Raw genomic sequence first — 23,050 nt, 5'->3', positions numbered from 1 at the left:
TTGATATGGAAATTGCACAAAAATCACTTTACAAACTGGATAACGATGTAGCCATTATGGGGCTGTTTTTTGCGACGGCCTATTTGGCGGGTTCAAAGCGCTTTGTTGAAGTCTTTCCAACAGCGAATCGACAGGGGCTTATGTTCGCCGCTGCCACCTCATCGCTCGGGCTTGAAGGGTCGAGGCGTGTTACAGACCGGATTGGTTTAAAGAAAGGAAGGCCTACTTATCTAGTCTATAGATCTCTTATGGTTGCAGTCGCGGCTCTTCTCACAACGCCGTGGGTCGCAAAAACGTTTGGAAAAGGAGCTGAAATCTTAGGGCAAGACGTTGGTAAATTTGCCCACGTTACAACAGGTGTCATTGTAGGAACGCATTTAACTCGTCATCTTAGGCCTTCGCTTAGAGAAAAAGTCAATCTTGAGAAACTTTCAAGTGATATCTCAATTATAGAAGATAAGCCGTTATCAGAATGGAAAATGAGTCGGGACGTGGATGCTTTTAATCCAGAAGAAATTTTCGACAGCGTTGGGGATGCCAATGTAATTTGCGTGGGAGTAGGTGAAGCTCAGGCGCTATACAAGAGTCTATTTCTTTTAAATGGTGAGAGAACTGTTACTCACAAAGTACAAGAGGCAGCAATAAGGATCATTGATCGATACAGTGGTGGAATTGGAGATATTAAATGGTACTTAAACAAAGCTTTACTGTACTTGGTTGTAAAGAAGCAAGCATTTGAGGGGGGCATTGACCAGACGCCTAAAAAGAAAGAGGAACTTCTCGCGCTGATTCGAAAAACAATGGTTTGCATCGAAGATGCTCATAATGGTTGTGCCGATCAGCAGGCAACGCAAATGAAGTGGCTAATGATTGAAATTGTTGATGATTTTGGTTTTTCTACAACTGAAAAAATTATTGCTCTTGAATTAGAAAAATATCGTGCTGCCCTGATTGATACTTGTGTGAATGACACTGGCGAAGGGCATGGAGCGGATTTAGGAGTGGATTTAGCGCGTGCTATTTCAATAGAGCGAGGGTTTCCCATCACAAGGGCTACGCAGCGCCCTGCGGTGCATAGTGACTATAACTATGAGAATCTAGCAAAGGCAAAGAAGGCGTTTGATCAGAAATATAATCCTGTGGGATATCTCGTCGAACAAGCGAAGTATTATACTAAGAATAAAGTGTTTCCCGATATGTGCCAGTGGTATGGAAACCAGGTTTTTCCTGAAGATCCAGATGACAAAATAGAAGAAGAGCTTAAACGCATTCTTGGGTGTGACTTTAGCTGGACTTTTGAGCGTAAAGACTCTGCTGTTCTCTATTATCTGTTTAAGAACGGCCTGATCACTACCTAGAGTAAACCGGTTTACTGGTGCGGTATTTTGTGCTATAATCAAGCTTGAGTCCTGTTTTAAAGGATACCATAGGGCCTGAAGTGCTCATCAACTACAAGCTTTTTTAGGGGATCTGACCGCTGGGAATACGGAAATATAATTTTGGAATTTTCGTCTCCTAGGTGACGAACCCACCTATACTAAATTGGTTGACGATGCCCACCCTCCTTTAGAGCCAGGGCTCTTTGTATTTGAAGCCATTCCATCAATCATCTCCACCTATCTACCACGTTGAGCTGCTTCGCCAACCCCACCTGGGGTTGACGGCATCGCTCGCCTTGTATCTAGAGAGAATCTATCAAGGGAATGTGCTTCCTCTGCAAAGAGCTCTGGTTCAGCAAATAGGACTCACTTTATCTAAGGCGAACTATCTAAAAAGAGCCCTGCTCTTTTCTGAAGATATTAAATAACAAATAATTGAATATTAATTAAATTTAAATAAACATGGTATAATATATGCGTAATTAAATTAATTTAGGGGGTTGATAATAAAGAGTATTAATAGTGATTGGGCAATGGTCCCAAGTCGTCAAGATCAACTATCACATCAATAAATTTTTGAAAAAACCTACGGAGCTTTAGTGGACCGCATCGATCAGGATGTAGACACGAAGGGGCTCTTTAATATTGCAGGGAATGAGAGGCAAGTGGAGCGCCTTGACAAAGGAAGGTTTGATCCAACGTCATTTATCAGTAGCATGAAGGGAAATGACTATGTTTTTCGTGACGATGTCATGGCGATAGAGGATGTCACATTCTGTGACCATTGCGATGAAGAGGACCTTGGGCTATCAACCAATTATTTCAACAGATCGCCTAAAATTCATCTATGAAATTGACTTTTTGCTGGAGGGGATGTATCCTGAGTAGATTCGACGCCTAGTCACCCATGGAATGGATGCAGCGCATATTGAGGCGCTGGACAAGGTTCTGGCTTTAGCTGAGAGGGTTTTGACAAGTGGGGAAAACAAAGTGACTCTCGAGGATTTAAAGAAGCAGCTAGGGTCTCATCTATTCATGCCGCTTGATTATTATTTGAATATTGAAACCTCTTTTGTTTATAGAGAGAATGGTGTGAAGAGGGGAAGGCCTATATCAGGTTTACTAAGTTGTTAGGTCCCTAACGAAAAAGAGGAGAGCCTCCCGGAAGTAAGATTTGGGGGAAGGGCACTGTCGCGAGAGGGGCTCCTCAAGTTTTTTGTACATCTTTATAGGGAGGAGTTAGCTTTGATAGTTCTCCTAAAGCTAACCATGCTGCATCACACGGTAAATAGTAATAATCTTATTTGGATATTTGGTGTTGCACGGTTTTATACGATGTGTTGCGGCCCTATTTCCCTCCATTTGTCGAGACTGCTTCGCGGACCATAACAGAAGGGTTTTTATAAGGGAATAAAAAAGTGCGTGGTTGTTTTTCTGTGAGGCTTTTTTAGGAGAGGAATCAAGGGGTTTAAAAGTGTTTTTTTGACAGTATATTTCGCGCTTAATCCTTTAATTACCTGCGAGATAAAGTGGGATTTTGAAGGAAGAAATTCTTTTAATCGACATAGAAACTGATCATGAGAACGTCCTTCCCGATACTTGGGTGTTTTTTTTGGGTGGAGAAGGTAGTCCATGTTTGATGGATCAAAATCCCATAAGAATGTTGTGTGATGGACAAAACGGTGCTTTTGGATGTACTGAGCATTTCCCCCGCACTTATAGTCCCCAATCACATAATCGTTTTCTCTGAGCTGAAAATTAGGAATGCCTAGAGCTTTTTGATAGAAGGATTCTGACCAGCGGAGAATAGGTTCTGGAAAACAGGGGAAATCATGGACCTCTTTCTGAAAGATAAAGGAGACAAAGAGAGTATTATCGTCGACAATCACTGTTCCTCCACCGCTATACCGTTTAATAAGAGGGATTGGAGCTTTCTTCATCATTGACGCATTGACAAGCTCTTCAGGTTTTCCTGAGATTCCCATGATGATTGAGGATGGAGATCCTTCGTTAATAAGGCACCAGTTCTCATCTGTGAGTCGAAGGAGCGCTTCTTCAATTTGAAGCTGCTCATTAATTGGAACATTTTGAAGCAGGAGAAGATTGATGGTTTTACTCACTGAGAGACTGAACCTCTTCGATATTGACAATTTTGTATCGAAGTCCCTTTAGAGAGGTAACCTTGAAGATCAGAATGGTTCCTCCTGGCATGACATCCACATCCATAATACTTGTGATTTTAGAGCCATCGCTAAGCGTGATATTAGGTTTGGAAGTAGGAACGTGTTGGTTTAAAAACTTAATGGCAGCTTGAAGGTCTTTAGCGCGGAGTTCAGGGGAAATAATCATGACTTCGCTGACTCCCTTGTTTTTGCTATCGTCTTTTTGCGTTTTAGCCATTGCGGCCAACTCTGCAGATGCTGCATCGATAGGAGGAGCACTTTTTTTTGCAACTGGCGCTGGCGTGTAACCGGTTGCTGGTGGGGCGACATAGATAGGAGCTTGTGCTCCGAATACTGCAGCTGAAAGAGCAAGGAAAGGAATCAATTTTTTCATGGGTTATCACCTGTTTTTGGGGGTTCAGAGACAATCGTATCTTTTTTTTCGTTTGCTTTTTTTAAACACTGAGAAGCACAGCTTGAGAGACGCTCCAAATTAATAGCAGCAGACTTTGTTGCGTCACCTGCTTGATCAAGAGATGCAACTCCAATGGAGACCGTGAGAGTAAAACGAATATTTCCTGCAGAGAAAATCTCTGAGTCAAGGTATTCGCTAATATTTTCGGCAATAAACACTGCAGCTTTACAAGAAGTTTTTGGGAGAAAAACAGCAAACTTTCCGTGATTTTGGTTATATAAAAGATCTTGCGAACGGATGAGTTTTTGCAAATGGTCTTCGAAGTCTAACGTGAGGGCATGGGCAACATTTTCGCCTCGCGTTTCAACGATTTGAGGGTATTGGTCTATCTCGAGTAGGAGCAGAGCGAGTTGAGTTTTTTCGCTGAGAGCCTGACCGACGAGCTTAGTTGCACGATCACCTAGAACAGCTCGGTGTTCCAAGCTTGCATTTGAGGGGGCGTCTTTTGACATACAGGACGAAAGGGTAGCCATCTTTGCTTGGGTTTCCATAACACCCCCTGCCATTTCCATTCGAAGAAGAAATTCGTCTTCTTCAAGAGGTTCGCGGAGAAAATCTGTAGCACCTGCTTTGATTAAGTTGCGAATAAATGATTTTTTTAAGTGGGCAGTGATGATTAGGATTGGTGTGTGTGCGTAGTCCTTTAAGGTTCGAATATCCGTGCATAAAGGAATAAGCGCTAAGTTAGGTATTTTTTCATCAACGACGATGATACTGATATAAGTTCTATCTAGATATTCAAGAGCTTCAAGTTTTGATGAAGCAATAATAAGCGCGTGAGCCTCTATCTTTGCGATAACACCTTCAAAAAAAGCGCGCATGAGGGGGTTGTCGGTAAGGAGGAGGAGAGTGGGAAGTTTTTTTGGTTTTATCGCCATACCTTTCCACTATAAATAATTATCTTTTTAACGAAACTAATAGAATCGAAATATCGGCCGGTGAGACTCCTGAAACGCGGGAGGCTTGCCCTAGGTTCTCTGGGCGATGGTGGGTCAATTTTTCCCGTGCTTCATTCCGCAGACCAATAATTTTTGAATAGTCGAAGCTTTCAGGTATTTGATGACTATCGATACTCTCAAGTTTTGCTGCTTCTTTTTTTTCACGAGCAATGTAACCTGCAAATTTTATGTCGATTTCGATCGCATTGTTTGTAGCTTTTCCGTAGTCCTCGACTTTTTCGGGAAAAATTTCTAAGAGCTTTTGGTAGGAAAACTCTGGGCGACAGAGGAGTTTTGCAAGGGTTGTAGATTTCCCGTCGAAGTCAAGATGCCTCTTTTCAAGGCGCAGCTTTTCCTTTTCGATGAGTTCTTTTTTATTTTGAAAAGATTGGTAAAGCGCATCATCAATAAGTCCCAGTTGATACCCAAAATCGCGAAGGCGCAGATCGGCATTATCTTGTCGAAGGAGAAGGCGATGTTCAGCCCTTGAGGTAAACATGCGGTAGGGTTCATCAAGGGTCTTTGAAATGAGGTCATCAACCATCACTCCAATGTAGGCCTCAGAGCGCCTGAGGATAAATGCCTCTCTCCCTCGAACCTTGAGAACGGCATTAATCGCTGCAATCATCCCTTGCGCTGCAGCCTCTTCATACCCTGTCGTCCCATTCACTTGCCCTGCAAAGTAAAGCCCATTGACACGTTTGGTTTCAAGAGTGCTCTTAAGCTGCCCACTCACAGCGTAGTCATATTCAATGGCGTAAGCTGGGCGCATGATTTCGACATTTTCGAGCCCAGAAATCGTCCGCATCATTGCATGCTGAACATCAAACGGGAGGGAAGAAGAGATTCCGTTCACGTAGACTTCGTTGGTATTGAGCCCTTCTGGCTCAAGAAAGAGCTGGTGCCGCTCTTTATCAGCAAAGCGCACCACTTTATCTTCAATGGATGGGCAATAGCGAGGGCCAACTCCTTTAATCTTTCCTGAAAAAAGAGGAGAGCGATGGATGTTTTCCTGAATGACTTTTTTCGTTGCCTCATTTGTGTAGGTGATATAGCAGGAAACCTGAGACAGTCGTTTTTCTTGGGGTTCAAAAGAAAAAGAGACCCCAGCTTCAGGGGGTTGTTCTTCGGTTTTGGAAAAATCAAGCGAGCGACTGTTAACCCGTGCGGGGGTTCCCGTTTTGAGGCGATCAAGAGTAAAGCCAAGCTCTTCTAGTGTTTTGGAAAGCCCCACCGAAGGCTTATCCCCTGCTCGCCCTCCGGAATAGTTGGCCTCTCCAATGTGAAGAAGTCCTCGCATAAAGGTTCCTGCAGAAAGGATCACCGACTTTCCTTGATATTGAATTCCTTCCTGAATCTGCACTCCAACGATGGAGCCCTCTTCGACGACAAGGTTTTCAATGGTTCCCTGTTTGATCTCAAGATTCGGGGTGTTTTCTAAGACATATTTCATCTCAGTTTGGTAGGCAAGTTTATCGGATTGTGCACGGGGGGACCAAACAGCAGGGCCTTTTGTAGCATTGAGCATGCGGAAATGAATCCCAGTGCGATCTGCTACCTTCCCCATGATTCCACCAAGGGCATCGATCTCACGCACGATGTGACCTTTTGCGGTTCCCCCAATGGCGGGGTTACAACTCATTTTGGCGATAGTGTCGAGATTCATGGTGAGCAGGAGGGTATGTGCGCCCATACGAGCGGCAGCATGCGCAGCCTCGCATCCGGCATGTCCAGCACCAATAATAATCACATCAAAGTGATCAGGATAAGTCCACATGATTAACCCAGACTAGGGCTACTTGTTCTTCTTATGACGATCTCTACGACGGCGCTTTTTGCGCTTGTGCTTCGAGATCTTAAGACGACGCTTTTTCTTTACAGATGACATCAAATACTCAAATTACGTTATATTTCACCGCCCAGTGTAGTCTTTTCCCTCGAAAAAGTAAAGAGCAGAGTGCTATAGGTCAAATTAAGGGTTCTGGTGCAAAAAATTTCTCTATGGGGAAAGGTTTACTCAAGGCTGTTTCCGTTTCAGTGAGATCAGGCTGCTATCCCAAAAAGACCCTCTGTAAATATTTTTGAGATAAAGCATCTTCCCTTCCTATGTCTTCTATTTGCCCCTTACGAATTATATGCATGGACCCATCTCATGATCGTTGTGTGACATGCTGAAAGACCTCGCTCTTGAAAAATCATAACTAAATCTCTGTAAGTCAATGGAAATTGACAATGCCAACGGATTCCCCAAAGAATGATTTCCCCGGAAAAATGCTTCCATTTGAATGGGTTATCCTCGACATAAGAATCTCTCGCCTGACACATGAAAAATTCAATTTTACAGAAGACAAGCGTTTTTTGCACCAGAACCCTTTATCCATGTGTTTGTCACATTCCTCAGTTTCGATATTGGAAGGGAAGTGGGCTTTTTTTATAAAAAACCCCTTGAAGGAAAGATTGTCTATGTTAAGATTTTGTTAGAAAATCGGAGAAAACATGAATATAAGCCTTTTTGCTCAACACTCTTCAATAAAACAAAACATTCACTTTTTTCATGACTCAATATCTAAAGCTATTTCAGCAAGAGTTGAAATAGAAAAAAACGATCCAGTAGATGAAGTAAATGTTGAGATTCCTCTATATCCATTAAACCCTTCGTTTGAAGGAGGAATCTTAAAAACTCAAAGCCTTCTGCGAAACTTTCATTTAAGGCCTACTTATCAAGATGAAAAAATCTATTTTGCCCAAATTCCTCCTGAAAATAAAAAATGGGAAATCCATCCACATATGATAGATTTTTCTGAGGATGCTCAAACTCTTTGTCGGTTAGATGGGACTATTATTTACAGTTGCTTTAATACTCTAATTACATGGAATTATGAGACTAACGAAAGACAAACCTCCTCGTTAGGCACAAGCAAGATCACCTCTCTTGTCGAAAGTCCTGATGGGGATATAGTATGTGGGGATGAGAAGGGGCATATTTATTACCGCGATCAAAAATTCCTAGTTGAAAAAGGAACACCTATCGATCATGTCTACTTTATAAATTCTGAAAACTGTCTTGTGCATTTCCCAGAAAAAAACCAGGTTTTATTATATGACGTCGCAGAAGGTAAGCAAGTTAAGGAATATTCTGATGTTACAAGTATTGCTGTTTTAGGATTAGATAAATTTGCTCTTTTGCAAAAAAAAGTTCTTGGTATTCGAACAGTAAAAAAAGACACGGTACCGCTTAAGGAAATAGAAGATGTCATACAAATGAAAGGCCTTTCTCCTTCTAAACTGGTTTACAGAAACTTAAAAAAATCAAATTTTTGTTATGATGTTGACTCAGACACTTCAAGGGATTTAGAAAATAAAAACGATTATTTTTGCCAAAACTCCTATCTCTTAGAAGGCGGCACCATTGTATTTCATGAACAACGGCTTTTCTTAGAGTTTCTCTCCGAGAAAAAATCTTCTTACAAAACCCAAGGAAATTGGGGTATCGTACGCCTTCTCCCTTTATCAGACGGATCGGTGATGTATGCAACTGACACACGAGGTTCAGGAGTGCATATCATGACTCAAGAAGGAGAGACCATCTTTTCTGATCAAGAGGTTACGGGAGGTGGGAACATGAACGTTCTTGGGTTAACTGAGTTAACCGATGGATCTGTTGCTATAAAATTTGCAAATCAGATTTGTATTTTAACGCCTTATTTGAGCGACCTAAAAACCAAAGAGCATCGGATAGAAGAGATCCACCTTGAACTCAATTACCGACCAGACATTTTACCTCTATACCAAGAACTAATACAACTCACTAAAAAACCTGAGTCATCCTATAAAATTTGCAAAGCTGGTGTACAAGCAGCTGTTAAAGCAAAGAACATCTACCAAGCAAGGCGCTTCTATGAACAAGGGAGAAGTTTGCAACCCAAAGACAGAGAAATTATTGATCTTTTTTACCATTCTCTCTCATTTTCAACCCTTCCAAAGTTAAAAAGACACCTCCTCCTTGATCGTGCCTCTTTTGATGGACCTGCAAGCATCCCTAGAAGCATTTTCAGCAGAAAAACAAAGAAAAGGCTTTTGGTAGGAGAAGGAGATTTTAGCTATACTGAAGCCCTTATTAAAAAGCATCAGAAGACACACCAAACCCTTGCAAGAACCATCACCGCTACTGATCTCTTTTCTCCTCCGGAGGGTGGGGAAGTTCAGAATAGATTATCATTCCTTGAAGAACGTGGTGTAAAAATTCTTGTAGGAATTAATGGGGCAGAACTTCATCGTTTCTTCCCAAAAAAAAGATTTCAAAGAGTTCAATGGAATTGCCCCTTTCCGGAAGCTAAAAAGCGCGAAGGTTTCGAAAAAAGGATTCCAGATTTTTTTCTCTCTTGCGCAAAACTCCAGCTTCCAAAAGACCGCATTCATGTCACTCTTATGCAACATGATAATGAGTATACTATCACAAGGCAAAAAGAAAACCCCATTGTTTTAGGGTCAACACGAGCAGGGTATCGGCTGATAAGAAAAAGGGTATTTGGAGAAAGTCGTTATCCAGGTTATAATCATGTAAAAACGAAATCCTCTGAAAGATATAACGCGGAAGGAAAAGAACGAGAATTTGTATTTGAAAAAGTAGAGGGAGCTCCAACTTTATCATCCCCCACACTTGAAGATGCAGAAAAACTTAAAGATCCTCGGGAAAAAACTTATAAAATCAAGAAAATAGAATCGGATCAAAATGCCCTGGAGAACTACTACTTTGAATGTAGCACTGATGAAGATTCCTCTGATTATTACGAATCTAATTCCGATGATGGTGGAGCTGAAACTAGAAACGCGATGCAATACGGTGATGAACCCGTTGAAGTGGAAGTAGCGACGGCAAAATTTCAAGATCTTTGCCCTCCTAATTAAGATAGCAGCCCGATCTCACTGAAACGGAAACAGCCTTGAGTAAACCTTTCCCCATAGAGAAAATTTTTGCACCAGAACTAGGGCCTTAAGGCAGATTGGAGGTGGAAAGTTCGAAACCTCCTAGGTGGGAGAGAACGCTTCGAAAGCCTCGGAGTTGTCTTCGAGGCTCGCGCTATCCGTCGGGGTATAGTTGGCGAATTGAGCAAATTCTTTTCGGTAGGCAACGTCGATGTTCCCCACTTTTCCGTGACGGTTCTTTCCTATGATTACTTCGGCGAGACCTGGTTTATCATAGGGGTCGTAGTATTCGCGGCGGAGGAGAAACATCACAATATCGGCATCCTGCTCAATGGCACCAGACTCTCGGAGATCGCTCATCATGGGGCGGTGTCCGGTCCGCTCTTCCACTTTTCGTGAAAGCTGCGAGCCACAAAGGATAGGGATATTGAGTTCTCGTGCCAAATTTTTCATCATTCGAGAAATTTCGGAGATTTCACCTTGGCGGTTGTCACTTCCAGCAAAGCTACTGGATCCCGATAGAAGCTGGAGGTAGTCGATCACGAGGAATTGGATGTCATGAGCTTCTTTCATGCGACGGGCACGTGCGCGGAGATCGGTGATTTTTAGGCCTGGTTGGTCATCAATAATGACAGGAGTTTTTTGCATCTTGCTGATTGCTCCCACGACCCGTTGGTATTCTGAACCATTTAGAGACCCGGTTTGGATTTTTGCAGACTCTACCTCAGATTGAGAGCAGATCATTCGGTGCAGAAGTTGTTCGGCGCTCATCTCAAGGGAAAAAACACCGACTGGCATCTGATGTTTGAAGGCAACATGTTCTGCGACATTGAGAGCAAAAGCAGTTTTCCCCATTCCCGGTCTACCGGCTAAGATAATGAGGTTGGAGTTAGAAAGACCATTGATCATCTTATCAAGGTCTGTAAAGCCGGTTGGAATCCCTGTGAAGGCAAGAGCGTCAGGTCCTTTTTCAAGGAAGGTCTCTTGCCGCTCTTCGAGCTCCTTTAGATAGGGGAGTCCTGATTCAGCTTTGACTCCCGAGATAATGTCTTTGATATGTTTTCCGGCTGTGGCGTTTGTCGCTTGAGAGATATGAAATAAGGTTGCCTGGGCATCATCGAGTGCACCATGTACATCACCGGGTTCTTCTAGTGCAGTTTTTTCGATTTCTTGCGCTGCATAAATCATGCGGCGGAGGATGGATTTATTTTTGATGAGCTCGACGTATTCTTCGATATAAGCAGAGGTTCCAGCGTATTGCGCCAAAGTGGTCAGGTAGCCGACGCCTCCGGTGCTATCAAGCTTTTCAAGTCGCTTAAGCTCTTCTGCAACTAAGTGGATATCGGCAGGCTTATCACTTTTAAACAGACCTTTGAGAACGTCAAAAATAATCTGGTGCTCGGAGTAATAAAAGTCGGGTGCTTGAAGCGCATCTGCAGAGACATTAAGACTGTTCACTTTTGTAAGCATACACCCAAGAACCATCATTTCTGATTCTTTGGAATTGGGGGCGACTTTGACCTTAGACTTTTCTTTTTCTACCATGGTCTCAGTTTATCGACATTGCAGAAAAAACGGAATAAAAAAGGGCTCCAAAATGAAGCCCTAATGCGGAAAGGGAGGGATTCGAACCCTCGGTACCCTTGCAGATACGCGTCCTTAGCAGGGACGTGCCTTCGGCCACTCAGCCACCTTTCCAAGACCCCAACCCAGGATTAGACCCAAGACACCCAAAAAATTAAAATACCAGGGCTTTGGAGTTGTCTAAACACGTGCCTTTCGATTTTTTGAAAAGCAACGATTACTCTGGAGAGGGTAACCTATTTGAGGATTATTATTCAATGAGGTTGGCGTGAGTTATTTGTTTTCCATTGAGAGCGTTCCAATGGGAAGTGTGGAGAGAACCGTCTGGATTTTGAACAGCAATACTGTAAATAGGGAGAAAAACATCTCTTGTTGTTCGAATCGCAAAGTCAGATCCAAAGGCAGCCTCAGCGGCTTTTTTGATTTGAGAAGGGGTATAGCGGCGATTGAGCCTTTCATTATGCTTGGAGCTTTTAGTGACGAGGGGGTCAGCAATTAAGGTGGAAGGTCGGACATTCACAAGAGGGTCATGGAGATGGACGCGGTAGTGATTTCCATGTTGGACGACAAGTTTTTTCTTGCGGGCACGATCGATCCATGCCTCGAAGAGATGAGTTTCCATATTGAGGGAGGTCATGAGGCTTTGTCTGTCTGCCTTGCCGCCATTTTCGGCAATGGTTGAAAGAATTTTATATTCGTAGCGGTCTGCACCAGCGTTGATACAATCGGCAAATCCATGCGTTTTTTTCCAAGATCGGGTATCAAGGACCATTTCACCATCAATGAGATCCCACAGAATGATGCCCTCTTCGGTCTGGAAGCTTGGGTTCGTAAATTTGACTTCCATTAAGAGATAGGGGTGAAAGCGCAATGAGGGTTCGCTATAGCGATGCTCTGTATCTTTTAATAGGGTTAGGCGCTGCTTTTCCATGATCTGCCGAGCTGTAAAGCGGGCTTCTAGGGTGTGAAAAGTCCCGGTATTGATCATTTCAAGCGCTTTGTGTTTTAGCTCAGGCTGGCTGTTATTGACGTAATAGGCGCCGTAACCGAGTGCCCCAAGGACAACAAGTGTTGATAAAAATCGCATAAAACTTCGTTTTGGAGATCGTTTGTCACTATTGGTATAGCTCTTGGGAGGTTTTTTGTCCAAGTTAAGATTTTTTGAGGGATCGGTCATATATGAGGGGCTCCATTTACCCCCATATATAGACAACTATCCTAATCTTGCCAATGGCGGAGTTTCATCTGGAGCAGTGCGTAGGTTAGGAATGGGTCTCGAACATTGGCGCGGAGTGTTTTTTCAGGAAGAGAAATATCTAAGAATCCTTTCAGAAGGGCTGTTTCCAGTTCATTGACACTTAGAGTGATATTTAAAGCGATAGTTTCCGAGAAATCGTACTTTCTGTCTGATGGGTCTATTGCTCTGCAGGCTAATACAGGGATTGCCGTTGCTAAAATTCCGCTATCAACCGCCATTGTTCCAAGGAGGAGAGAATCGTCCATATGATAGCCAGTTTCTTCTTGGAGTTCTCGAGCAGCAGCAGTTCGGACAGTTTCCCCTTCTCTTAGCAAACCTCGTGGAAGTTCAAGCTCCCAGCTTCTAGTTGCATGTCGGTAGTTAAGAATGAGGATCACTTTTCGGTCGGAGAGGTAAGAAAAAATCGCAATACCGGGTGGGGCTTCGAGTGCTGATTTCCAAAGAATTCGGTCGTAGGTTCCCTTTTCTCCTGAGGGGAAAAGGACAGCATCGCGTATCCAGTAGAGGTATTGATCTTCAGCAATAATTCCCACTTGGCTCCATTGCCAAGCTTGCTCTGGGGGTACCCCCTTATTTAGGAGGCGCTCCATTGCAATGGTTTCGGTTTCGTTGATAGAAATAGGGTGGAGGAGGATTTCTATTTCACCTTTTTCATGACTCCCAATGATGCCATGGGATTTAGGAGTAGAGGCTAATAGATCAAAGTATTTCTCTGAGGGTGCTCCAAAGAGCGAAAATGAAAAAAGTAGGGCGAGCATCAGTCGCATAATGAGACCTCTTTGGATAGTTTTATAAATTCATCAATGTCTTTGTTAATCACGTCGATCCCTTGTTGCCAAAAAGGAGGGGCACTAAGATCGGCATTTAAATGTTTTTTAGCTAGATCCTCTGGGGACATTCTTCCTGTATCTTCAAGGAGAGAAATGTAGGAAGATTCAAAATCAGGGTTCTTGGTCGCATGGTTGTAAATCCCTAAGCTGAAAAGGTAGCCAAAGGTATAGGGGAAGTTGTAAAAAGGCATTTCTGTGCAATAAAAATGAATTTTTGCTGCCCAAAGGAGTGGATGATATCTATCAAGGGCGTCTCCATAGGCGTCTTTTTGCGATTCTTCCATGAGGGTTGAGAGCTCTTCATGAGAAACAATTCCCTTTTCTCTCTTTTCATAAAAGCGGGTTTCAAAAAGAAAGCGGGCGTAAATATTTAGGAGATAGCTGGTCGCGCGATTTAGATGGTCATCGAGAAGAATGAGACGGTGTTTAGGATCTTTTTCTTCTTGGATCATTGCTTGTGTTACGATCATCTCAGCCATTGTTGAAGCGGTTTCCGCAAGTCCCATGGTGGGGTGCTGAACCATTTCATCAAGGGGGAAGAGGATTTCATTGTGGAAGGCGTGACCGAGTTCATGAGCCAATGTATAAAGGTTGGTTATTGTTTTAGAAAATGTCATGAAAATGCGACTTTCTTTTGAGTCAGGAAGGGCGCAGCAATATCCTCCAGGGCGTTTTCCTTTTCGGTCTTCTGCTTCGATCCATCGATTTTCTAGTGCTTTGCGTGCGAAGGATGCCATCTTGGGGCTGAATGCTTGAAATTGTTTCAAGACAGTTTCTGCAGCTTCCTGGTAGGAGATTTCCTTTGAAGAGGTGGATAATGGGGCGTCTAAATCGATCCAGGAGAGCCGATCCACCCCGAGTAAATCCGATTTACAATCAAAATAGCGAATCAGAGAGGCCTGATTTTTTTTGATTGTCTCCCACATTGCCATAAGAGAACTTTTCGATTGACGATTTTCATCGAGGGGTTCTTTTAAAAAATCGTTCCAACCACGTTTTTTATACACCTGAAGGCGAAATCCACTCAAATGGTTGAGTGCTTGAGAAATCGAACTTTGTTTTTTTGTAAAACCTTGCTCAATTGCATTGAAAGCCTCTTCTCGAATCTCTCTACTGGGGTCGGACATTTTATTTTCGATTTGACCAAAGTATAGATTTTTCTCCTGGAAAGGAAAGGACATTTCACCAACTATGGCGTCCCACATTTCAGACCATCCGTGATATCCACCCATTGAGAGGTTGTTGATAAAAGATTCTTCATCCGTAGAGAGTTTTTCTAGTGCTCTTTTTCGTCTTTCCTCTAAGGAAAATGTGATGGATGCATGATTTTGAAGAAGAGATTTGAAATCATCCTCTGGCATTTCCTTTAAAAGGGTATCAAAGATAAGAGAGCAGTTAGAAAAATGTGTTTGGAGTGTGCGCATCTGCCCAATGAGAACGTTGGCATGGGTATCTTCAACATTTTGTGACAATAAGCCATAAACAAATGTATCCATTTCCCTTAGCCGCATTCCAAGAGCTTGCATCAAAGGGATCGCCTTGGAAATTTTACTGCTTTGCAGAAGCTTTTCTAGAGAGTCGATATCTTTTTGGGATGTCTGGAAAGATTTTTGGAATGAGGAAGAACGACTTCCCCCTTGGAAAACACGGTCTAGGTTCCACACTTTTGGAAAATTCATAGTTGCTCCCATACACTCAGGAGGACTATAGTAAGTGATTTAGAAGGATCTTCTCAAGGAGAATCAATGCCCATTCAAATTTTATCGGATCAAACGATCAACAAAATTGCAGCTGGTGAGGTGATTGAAAATCCCGCTTCTGTTGTCAAAGAGCTTGTTGAAAATGCGCTGGATGCAAAGAGCACTACAATTACGATAGAAGTTGAGCGAGGGGGATTTTCTTTGATTCGTGTTAGTGATGATGGATGTGGGATGAGTCGAGATGATTTGCTCCTAAGCTTGGAAAGGCACGCAACATCAAAGATCCGCATTGCAGAGGATCTTGAAGAAGTTTTGACCATGGGATTTCGTGGGGAAGCTTTGGCCTCAATTGCAGCAATCTCTAAAATGAAAGTTGTTTCTGCTCAAAAAGGAAGTGCCTTAGGCGGAGAAATTGTTGCTGAAGGCGGGAAGATTCGGAGTGTTGATCCTGCAGCTCGGAATGAGGGAACCACTGTAGAAATAGCGATGCTTTTTTACAATGTTCCAGCAAGGAAGAAGTTTCAAAAGACTCAGGGGGCATCTCTTAGCGAAATCACGAAGTTTTTAACACGATTTGCATTGTCGCACCCGGAAATCCAGATCCGATTTATAGCGGATAGAAAAGAAATCATTCATACCCTCCCGGGTGCTATTGAAGAACGTTTGAAAACTCTTTTGGGAGAGGCGTTTTTAACCCGGGCAAAAAAAGTGGAAAAAACCGACAACAGATGTTTTTTAAGTGGATTTCTTGGGTCGCCCTTAGAGGCGCGCACTAACCGCCTTGGTCAATATCTTTTTGTCAATGGAAGGTGTGTCCGTTGCCCACAGATTGCGCGTGCTATTTATGAGGGGTATGGAACGCGTCTTTCTTCTCGTCTTCATCCTACTTTTGTTCTCCACCTTACATTGCCACCTGAGTGGATCGATGTGAATGTGCACCCTCAAAAGAGGGAAATCCGTTTAAGGGAAGAAGGTGTGATTCAAGAGGTGATTCGCAAAGGGGTCATGGAGTCTTTCCAAGGGAAGGAGCCGCCTAAAGAATACCCTAAAGGGAGTTGGGACTTTGCTATCCCTCTCAAGTTCCAGGAAAAAAAGGAATTTCTCCCTCCCTCATTAGACTATGTTGAAGAAGAAATCGCAGTCATTGGTTTATTTGATCACTATTTAATTGCGCATGGTTCTTCTTACTTTTCACTTCCAAATACTCCTGGTCCCTACAAAGGAATGTTTCTGATCGATTTAAAAGGGGCGTATGCGCGCATTCTCTATGATCGATTTGTTAAAGAGGAGGCTCCTCCTCTACAGACTTTAATGGTCCCTATAACTTTGGAGTTTCCTAAAAATGAGGGGGACATTCTTAAAGGACATTTAGAGGAAGTACTGGGGATGGGAGTGGATCTTCGACCGTTTGGCGATTCAGCATTTATTATTGATGCCCTCTCCCCAGAGATTGAGGAGGGGATGGTTCAAGGGCTTTTAGAAGAGTTTATTGAGGTTCTAGATCAGAGCTTAGCTGAAAAAATGCGGCAGAAAAAACTTGCTTTCACTCTCTCTTCTTATGCAAGATCACAAAAAAAGGGCTGGACGGTTGTTGAAGCCAAGCAGATGGTAAAAGAGCTGATGAAAACAACCTCCCCATATGATTGCCCTAAAGGAAAACCAACAGTCATTCATTGGAATCATGACGCGATCGAAAACCTATTTCAAAAGCCGCCTTGCTAAATTTCGGACTCACTTTTCTAAGTGGGGTGTAGAAGGGTTTGTCATTGAAAATCCGACGGATCTTGCATACTTTTCTGGGCTAAATCTTTCTCGAGGAAGGCTTCTTGTTAGCCTCAAAACTGCAACACTTTTTGTGGACGGGAGGTATAAGGAAACCGCCAAGAAAGGATCTCCTTATCCGGTCAAAAACCTCAAGGAAAAAGATTTTAATGAATCTCTTAGAAAGTTAAGAGAAGCGAAAACATTTGGGTTCGACACCTCGCTAACTGTAGCGGCGCATCGAGAGCTTAAAAAAGCCTTTGTTAAGCGATCACTTAAGGGGGTTGATCACCCCACTCTTGCTGTTCGAATGATAAAAGACCGCAGCGAGTTGATCCTTCTTCAAAAAAGCGCGGACCTTCTTTGGAAAGGATTTCAGCATGTTCGAAAAAAACTAAAAGTTGGGGTGCGAGAAAGTGAACTTGCTTGGGAGTTTGAGTTCTATGTGAAAACATTGGGCGCTGAGGCGCTCTCTTTTGATCCGATCGTTGCTTTTGGCGAAAATAGTGCTCTTCCTCACCATCATAGTGGGCAGAGAAAGCTCAGGCGGGGAGACGTTGTGTTAATGGATATGGGCGTTGTTTTGAATGGATATGCCAGTGATATGACACGTGTCGTTTTTTTTGGAGAGGCCTCCAAAAGAATCCAGGAGATTTATAAGTTAGTAAGAAAGGCTCATCAGGCAGCGCTTGATATGTGTAAAGCGGGAGTGCCTGTTGCTTTGCTTGATACCGTTGCTCGAGAAAGTATGGGAAAAGAGGAAAAGCACTTTATCCATGCCCTTGGACATGGTATAGGCTTGGATGTGCACGAATCTCCTCGGGTTTCTGCACAGTCAGCAAAAGTAATCCTTCAGGAGGGGATGGTGATTACCATTGAACCAGGCATCTATCTTCCAAACGTTGGAGGGATTCGATATGAAGATATGGTTGTGATCACCAAGACGGGATACCGAAACCTTTTTAAAAATACAAGACCATGAGCCTACGTTATAGACTATTCCTTTGGGTGGCAGCGATTTTCACTGTCGCTTTTGTTATCTCCTTATATTGGGAAGAACATGCAACACGAAAGAATTTAGAGGTGACTTACAAGGAGCTTCTTATTCAGCTCGATCAAATCAATCAGCAAAAGACAGATGCTATTGAGGACTATCTTTCAGATATGCTCTTTAAAATACAAGCTGAGGTCGATGCTGTCCTGTTGGAGGTTGCAAAGTACCAACTGGTACGAAAAGGGTTTGAGCCGACAACAAAAAATCTTTTAGAAAATAATTGGCTTGATTCTGCTTCGCTTATGATCACAAACAAGTGGATTGATTTCATTCAGAGTACAAACGAAGGGAGTTTGATGTCTGAAATCATCATTAATAAGAATTCTCTAAGTGACTCAATTCATATTCCAATAAATAGTGGATTCCATCTTATTGCAGTCAGGAATGGGGAGAATAAAGAGAAGTGGGATGGTCCTTATATTGGGATTGCACTGGATATTAGTTCTCTTCATGGTGATGAGAAAAAGGATAAGGAGTCAGATAAAGACTACTTTGTTTTTTTTACTAGGGAAGCGATTCAGAGTTTTGAATACGATGACACGTCTACCAAAAACCTAGATTTGTCCATTAATCTCTTGGAACCGTTTCTTAAGTGGCTCGAGCTTCCTGCTCAACAGTTTTATCTTAAAAATTTTATCGACAAGATTATGGCTGTGCAAAAAAGGATTCGGGAAAACCCAGAGATCATTCCAAATGAATTAGAGTGGCACAGGATTGTTAATGACAGGTTAAAATCTCTTCGAAAAGGCAAAACAATTGATGAAACCTGCTTCAGCCTAATGGAAGATGATGTGGGCATTAATGAAACATATTCTCGAAGTAAAGCGGTTGAAAAACAGATGAAATTCTATGTTAAGGAGTATATAGACCGTTACAACAAGGTAGGATTGATTTGGGGATTGTCAACCCTAACAAACTCTAATGTCTTTGGGAAAACTCCCCTGAGTGATCATTCTCCGTTAGGAATGGGGGTGGTGGATGATAAGACGCATTATGGGAAATCTCTTTTGAGTGATTCTGTATTTTACAATAAGGTGGCATACCCTGCTCGGAAAGAAATCAAGGGGGTGAAAAACGCAACGTCTGGGTTTTTGGCGACCCATTTAGATGTGATTTCTTTTCCTGAAATGCACCATGTTTTTTTTGGAAATACACTTCGTTTAGAAGCGGAAGAACATGGCCAAAGTCGAGAAGGGTATTTGACAGTTGGGACTCATGGTGGAGAAGTTTTAGAGTCTCTTTCAAGATCAACACATCAGCCAGCACTTTTTATCTCTGATAACAAAGTGATTGCAGCGACAAATGCTTTAGGAAGCGAAGTAACTGATCCAGCCTGGTATGATATCTCACCTGAAAAGCTTCTTTCTGCACCTTCAGGAATTGTAACGATAAAAGGGGAAGAATACTTCTTTCTCCATATCGAGCCTTATAAAAGTTTAGACGTACATTTTTTTCTCTTTAAGCCAAAGGCTGAAGAATATGCTCTTATTAATTCTGTTCGAAAAGAAGCAAAAGAGATTGTTGAGAAGATTTCAATGCAGATGCGTCTTGCTTCGATTGCGGGACTCCTCTTTGTATTGGTCCTACTCAATAATATTGCAAAACGGATCACGCGCCCTATCACGTATCTAGCAGAGGTGACAAAAACTGTCGCAGAAGGAAAATTAGATGCAATTGAAATTCCCAATAAGCCTAAGAAAAAGACAAAAGATGAAATCTATTCATTATATCATTCATTTTTTGAAATGATAAAAGGGCTTCGAGAAAAAGAAAAAGTACGGGGAATCTTAAATAAAGTTGTCTCTGAGGAAATTGCAGAGGAAGCGTTAAAAGGGAATATTCAGCTTGGAGGAGAAGAAAAACGGGTGACCGTTCTCTTTGCAGATATTCGAGGCTTTAGTGAAATGACTGAAAAAATGGATCCAAAAGAAGTTATTCATCTGATTAATACATGTATGACAAAGGTTTCCAAAAAAATTGATGCTCACGATGGTGTGATTGATAAGTATGTTGGGGATGAAGTGATGGCTCTTTTTGGTGCTCCTATTGAGAAACCTAAAAGCGCTCTTCAGGCGATTCAAAGTGCTTTGGATATGGTGGATGAAATCAATAAGTGGAATCTCGAAAGAAAGCAGCAGGGGCTTCAGGCGATTGAAATGGGAATTGGAATTCATACCGGGAATGTTGTTGCAGGAAATATGGGGGCTGACAATCGTTTGAACTATACTGTGTTGGGAGCTAATGTGAATTTGGCTGCGCGCATTTGCTCTGAAGCCGAAGGGATGCAGGTCCTGATTAGCGAAAATACATTAGAATCTGAAGGGGTAAAAAATAATATCGAATGTGAAAAGTTTGAGGCTGTGCAACTCAAAGGGTTTACCGATCCGATTGCGATCTATTCTGTAAAATCATATAGGAAAAATGGATGAAGGATTTGATTTTGATTGGAGTCGGAGGGGGCATTGGAGCGATTTGTCGGTTTCTGCTTTCTCGATCTGTCCAACTCACTTTCCCCTTTGTTTTTCCCTTGGGCACCCTGGTAGTGAATCTATTAGGATCTTTTTTTATTGGTTTTTTAAGTATACTTATCCTCAATCGATTTGGCGCAATGGGGACAGAGCTTCGGGCGCTTCTACTTGTGGGGCTTCTAGGGGGCTTTACAACTTTTTCGACGTTTTCATTGGAGTCGATAGAGCTGTGGGAAAATGGGGCAGGAATTAAACTCATCTTCTATCTCCTCCTTTCTGTTGCGCTGGGCTTATTTGCAGCTTATGGAGGACTCATCTTAGGGAAAAAAATATGACAGAAATCAAAATTGCTCGGGTTTACATGAGTGAATCCGAAGATTATTTAAATGAAGTTCTAAAGATCCTCCACACCGAAATTAAGGTGTAGCATGTCGTTGTCTTAAGAGGAGTCGAAGGGTTTGAAAATGATGGAGAAGTGCAAATATTTCATTTCCCCAGCCTTTCACTAGATCTTCCCCTTGTTGTTGAGTTTTTTGATACCCCGCAGCAGGTGGCCAAAGCCACCACTAAGATTCAAGGGGTCATCGACAAAGGTCACATCCTTATACTGCAGGGGCAAGTTGCTTCTTAGAACGTTCTTTGATTTTCGAGAGGGCAAACAGGGCTGTTAAAAAGCCAATGGGAAAAATCAAAAACGCTGTGCGAAAGTCCGCTGCAGAATATAAGGGGGCTCCATTTGCCATTGTTCCATCCCAACTCATATCAAGGAGCTTCCCTGAAAGGGGTTGAATAATTGCCGGGAATCCCATGATGATCAATGCCGCAATCCCCATAGAGGTTCCCGTTAATTCTTTGGGATTGTTTTCGGTAATAGCCGGGTAACCTAGGGTCTGAGAGCTAGTAAAAAATCCAAGGGAAAAGAAGAGGAAAGTAAACATTCCCTCACTTGGATAGGGAATAAGTAAGATTAACATGAAGATTGCTATAGAAACTACCCCTCCACAAACCATAAGAGCTTTTCGTTTTTGGATTTTGTCTGATACCCAGCCGTAGATTGGAGAACCTACAATTGTTCCCATGCAAATCATGCTGACAATGAAGGAAGCTGTTGTCAGGGATATGTGGTGAACTTGAATTAAAAAAAGAGTTCCCCAAACTGCACTAATAATCATTAAAGGGAGGTTCATCAGGCAGATGTATAACCCAGAGCAAATATTATGGAGGTTCAAAATGGATCTTTTAAGTCCTTCAAAAAATGGAATTTTGGTTTCTTGTTTTTCTGTAATTTTTATTGGAGCATCTTTCACAAAAGAAAAGATGAGGGCAAAAAGGATCACACCAATTGCGGCATCAATCATTAGGGCTGCTCGCCAGGTTAGTGTTTGTGCAAGAAGTGAAAAAGGAAGTTGCGCAACGACTCCTCCAAGCATTCCAATGGTAATCATAAGTCCAATGACAAAGGCTTGCCTTTCCTTGGAAAACCAACGAGAGATCAACATGATGCAGCTTAAAAAGCAAAATGCATTCCCAATTCCTGAAAGAAAGTGACACCCAGCCGCAAAGGGAAGAGATGTAGCTTTTGCAAATCCTGCTGTCCCCACTAAACAGAAGAAAAGAGCGGTCAAGATAACGCTTCTTACAGAAAAGCGATCTAAAATGATTCCTGCAGGAAGAAGAAAAATGACATCCGCAATTAAATAGGTTGAGCTAAGATATCCAAAGTCTGTGGCACTCAGTTTAAGATCTCTCATTAACATGGGGGAAATAGCATTCATCACGTGAAGTTGCAAAAGTTCATACGCAAAAAACAGCGAGGCCGAAAGGCAAACCACCCACGGAAGAACGCTCCGTTTCCAAGAACTGACATTATTCATATATTTGCTCCTTCTTTCTCGAAGGCATATCGAGTGATAGCCTCCACATTTTTTATAAAATGCTTCATGCAAACTGAGATATAACTTTCATTTCCCCCAATTTGGACTTGAGATCCTGATTTTACTGGTTTCCCTGTGCTATCAATTCTCATATTCATTGTGGCTTTGCTTCCACAGTGGCAAATGGTTTTAATTTCTACAATTTCATCTGCCCAAACTAAGAGGTATTTGCTTCCTTCAAAGGGCTCTCCTAAAAAATCACTTCTTAACCCGTAGTTGAGAGCTGCGATTCCGAAGTCTTTTGTAATAGCGATGATTTGTGCTACTTGTGCTTTGGTTAAAAAGTGAGCTTCATCAATCAAAATACAACGAAGGTTCCCAAAGTTTTCCCGAACCTTTGTGACGTATTCATAGAGGTTGAAATTTTTGTCAAAAAGAATTGCATTTTCCTTGAGCCCAATTCTAGAGTAAATTGCTGGGTCGCCAAAGCGGTCGTCAAAGGATGGGGCAAAGAGAATGGTATCCATTCCTCTTTCCTTGTAGTTGTAGCTGGACTGCAGAAGAGTCGTGCTTTTCCCTGCATTCATTGCTGAGTAGTAGAAGTAGGTTTTTGCCATAGCCTTCACATTGACGTTTTTCCT

The 23,050-nt window shown here is 42.4% G+C and carries 19 protein-coding genes and 1 tRNA gene; 8 read left to right on the top strand and 12 right to left on the bottom strand.

All coding sequences use genetic code 11. The features are described 5' to 3' along the window. The first annotated feature begins 5 nt into the window (after positions 1 to 5). A complete protein-coding gene (locus R2I63_RS05230) occupies positions 6 to 1,358 on the top strand; it encodes a hypothetical protein (protein ID WP_316359569.1) in 1,353 nt (450 codons plus the stop codon). A gap of 620 nt (positions 1,359 to 1,978) precedes the next feature. Continuing rightward, the gene (locus tag R2I63_RS05225) at positions 1,979 to 2,230 is read left to right on the top strand and encodes a hypothetical protein (protein ID WP_316359566.1); all 252 of its coding nucleotides are present in this window, start codon (positions 1,979 to 1,981) and stop codon (positions 2,228 to 2,230) included. Positions 2,231 to 2,779: 549 nt separating this feature from the next. Here the strand turns inward: R2I63_RS05225 and R2I63_RS05220 are convergent. The 5 genes from R2I63_RS05220 to R2I63_RS10640 are packed head-to-tail and all read right to left on the bottom strand — an operon-like array spanning position 2,780 to position 6,842. Next, the gene (locus R2I63_RS05220; protein WP_316359564.1) at positions 2,780 to 3,499 is read right to left on the bottom strand and encodes a lipoate--protein ligase family protein; all 720 of its coding nucleotides are present in this window, start codon (positions 3,497 to 3,499) and stop codon (positions 2,780 to 2,782) included. Further along, positions 3,492 to 3,935, bottom strand: a complete 444-nt coding sequence (locus R2I63_RS05215) for a hypothetical protein (protein ID WP_316359562.1) — start codon at positions 3,933 to 3,935, stop codon at positions 3,492 to 3,494. The genes R2I63_RS05220 and R2I63_RS05215 overlap by 8 nt, the downstream gene beginning before the upstream one ends. Further along, complete coding sequence (locus tag R2I63_RS05210) at positions 3,932 to 4,894, bottom strand: diguanylate cyclase domain-containing protein (protein WP_316359560.1); 963 nt, start codon at positions 4,892 to 4,894, stop codon at positions 3,932 to 3,934. The genes R2I63_RS05215 and R2I63_RS05210 overlap by 4 nt, the downstream gene beginning before the upstream one ends. A gap of 19 nt (positions 4,895 to 4,913) precedes the next feature. Beyond that, entirely contained in the window at positions 4,914 to 6,731 is a 1,818-nt protein-coding gene (mnmG, locus tag R2I63_RS05205; RefSeq protein ID WP_316359558.1) for a tRNA uridine-5-carboxymethylaminomethyl(34) synthesis enzyme MnmG, read from the bottom strand. Between the two features lie 18 nt (positions 6,732 to 6,749). Beyond that, a complete protein-coding gene (locus R2I63_RS10640; protein WP_194848425.1) occupies positions 6,750 to 6,842 on the bottom strand; it encodes an AURKAIP1/COX24 domain-containing protein in 93 nt (30 codons plus the stop codon). A gap of 608 nt (positions 6,843 to 7,450) precedes the next feature. Here R2I63_RS10640 and R2I63_RS05200 point away from each other — a divergent pair. Then, positions 7,451 to 9,862 carry a Rossmann-like fold-containing protein gene (locus R2I63_RS05200; RefSeq protein ID WP_316359556.1) on the top strand — a complete coding sequence of 804 codons (2,412 nt, stop codon included), beginning with the start codon at positions 7,451 to 7,453 and terminating at the stop codon, positions 9,860 to 9,862. 120 nt (positions 9,863 to 9,982) lie between these two features. On the opposite strand, the gene dnaB is transcribed toward R2I63_RS05200, so the two are convergent. The 5 genes from dnaB to R2I63_RS05175 all read right to left on the bottom strand — a co-directional run bounded on the left by dnaB (position 9,983) and on the right by R2I63_RS05175 (position 15,231). Then, positions 9,983 to 11,425, bottom strand: a complete 1,443-nt coding sequence (gene dnaB, locus R2I63_RS05195; RefSeq protein ID WP_316359554.1) for a replicative DNA helicase — start codon at positions 11,423 to 11,425, stop codon at positions 9,983 to 9,985. A 66-nt stretch (positions 11,426 to 11,491) separates the two neighbouring features. Beyond that, positions 11,492 to 11,578 (bottom strand) — tRNA-Ser (locus tag R2I63_RS05190). A gap of 136 nt (positions 11,579 to 11,714) precedes the next feature. Further along, positions 11,715 to 12,641: a hypothetical protein gene (locus R2I63_RS05185; protein ID WP_316359552.1), complete on the bottom strand. Its 927-nt coding sequence runs from the start codon at positions 12,639 to 12,641 to the stop codon at positions 11,715 to 11,717. 41 nt (positions 12,642 to 12,682) lie between these two features. Continuing rightward, positions 12,683 to 13,489 carry an NUDIX hydrolase gene (locus tag R2I63_RS05180; protein ID WP_316359550.1) on the bottom strand — a complete coding sequence of 269 codons (807 nt, stop codon included), beginning with the start codon at positions 13,487 to 13,489 and terminating at the stop codon, positions 12,683 to 12,685. Further along, a complete protein-coding gene (locus R2I63_RS05175) occupies positions 13,480 to 15,231 on the bottom strand; it encodes a M3 family oligoendopeptidase (protein WP_316359548.1) in 1,752 nt (583 codons plus the stop codon). Before R2I63_RS05175 ends, R2I63_RS05180 begins: the two co-directional genes overlap by 10 nt. Positions 15,232 to 15,297: 66 nt before the next feature. On the opposite strand from R2I63_RS05175, the gene mutL reads away from it, so the two are divergent. The 5 genes from mutL to R2I63_RS05150 all read left to right on the top strand — a co-directional run bounded on the left by mutL (position 15,298) and on the right by R2I63_RS05150 (position 21,166). Continuing rightward, positions 15,298 to 16,974, top strand: coding sequence for a DNA mismatch repair endonuclease MutL (mutL, locus tag R2I63_RS05170; protein WP_316359547.1), 1,677 nt, complete (start codon positions 15,298 to 15,300; stop codon positions 16,972 to 16,974). Next, positions 16,934 to 17,995, top strand: a complete 1,062-nt coding sequence (locus R2I63_RS05165) for a M24 family metallopeptidase (RefSeq protein ID WP_316359544.1) — start codon at positions 16,934 to 16,936, stop codon at positions 17,993 to 17,995. Before mutL ends, R2I63_RS05165 begins: the two co-directional genes overlap by 41 nt. Beyond that, positions 17,992 to 20,496 carry an adenylate/guanylate cyclase domain-containing protein gene (locus tag R2I63_RS05160; RefSeq protein ID WP_316359542.1) on the top strand — a complete coding sequence of 835 codons (2,505 nt, stop codon included), beginning with the start codon at positions 17,992 to 17,994 and terminating at the stop codon, positions 20,494 to 20,496. The genes R2I63_RS05165 and R2I63_RS05160 overlap by 4 nt, the downstream gene beginning before the upstream one ends. Continuing rightward, positions 20,493 to 20,870 carry a fluoride efflux transporter CrcB gene (crcB, locus tag R2I63_RS05155; protein WP_316359539.1) on the top strand — a complete coding sequence of 126 codons (378 nt, stop codon included), beginning with the start codon at positions 20,493 to 20,495 and terminating at the stop codon, positions 20,868 to 20,870. Before R2I63_RS05160 ends, crcB begins: the two co-directional genes overlap by 4 nt. 140 nt (positions 20,871 to 21,010) lie before the next feature. Beyond that, positions 21,011 to 21,166: a DUF190 domain-containing protein gene (locus tag R2I63_RS05150; RefSeq protein ID WP_316359537.1), complete on the top strand. Its 156-nt coding sequence runs from the start codon at positions 21,011 to 21,013 to the stop codon at positions 21,164 to 21,166. Here the strand turns inward: R2I63_RS05150 and R2I63_RS05145 are convergent. Next, positions 21,138 to 22,409 carry an MFS transporter gene (locus R2I63_RS05145; protein WP_316359535.1) on the bottom strand — a complete coding sequence of 424 codons (1,272 nt, stop codon included), beginning with the start codon at positions 22,407 to 22,409 and terminating at the stop codon, positions 21,138 to 21,140. The two genes, R2I63_RS05150 and R2I63_RS05145, sit on opposite strands and share 29 nt — an antisense overlap. After that, positions 22,406 to 23,026 carry a thymidine kinase gene (locus R2I63_RS05140; RefSeq protein ID WP_316359532.1) on the bottom strand — a complete coding sequence of 207 codons (621 nt, stop codon included), beginning with the start codon at positions 23,024 to 23,026 and terminating at the stop codon, positions 22,406 to 22,408. The genes R2I63_RS05145 and R2I63_RS05140 overlap by 4 nt, the downstream gene beginning before the upstream one ends. Positions 23,027 to 23,050: the final 24 nt, after the last annotated feature.

It is taken from the genome of Candidatus Neptunochlamydia sp. REUL1, from assembly GCF_963457595.1.
GTDB lineage: Bacteria > Chlamydiota > Chlamydiia > Chlamydiales > Simkaniaceae > Neptunichlamydia.
This window is presented reverse-complemented; position numbering and strand designations above follow the sequence as displayed.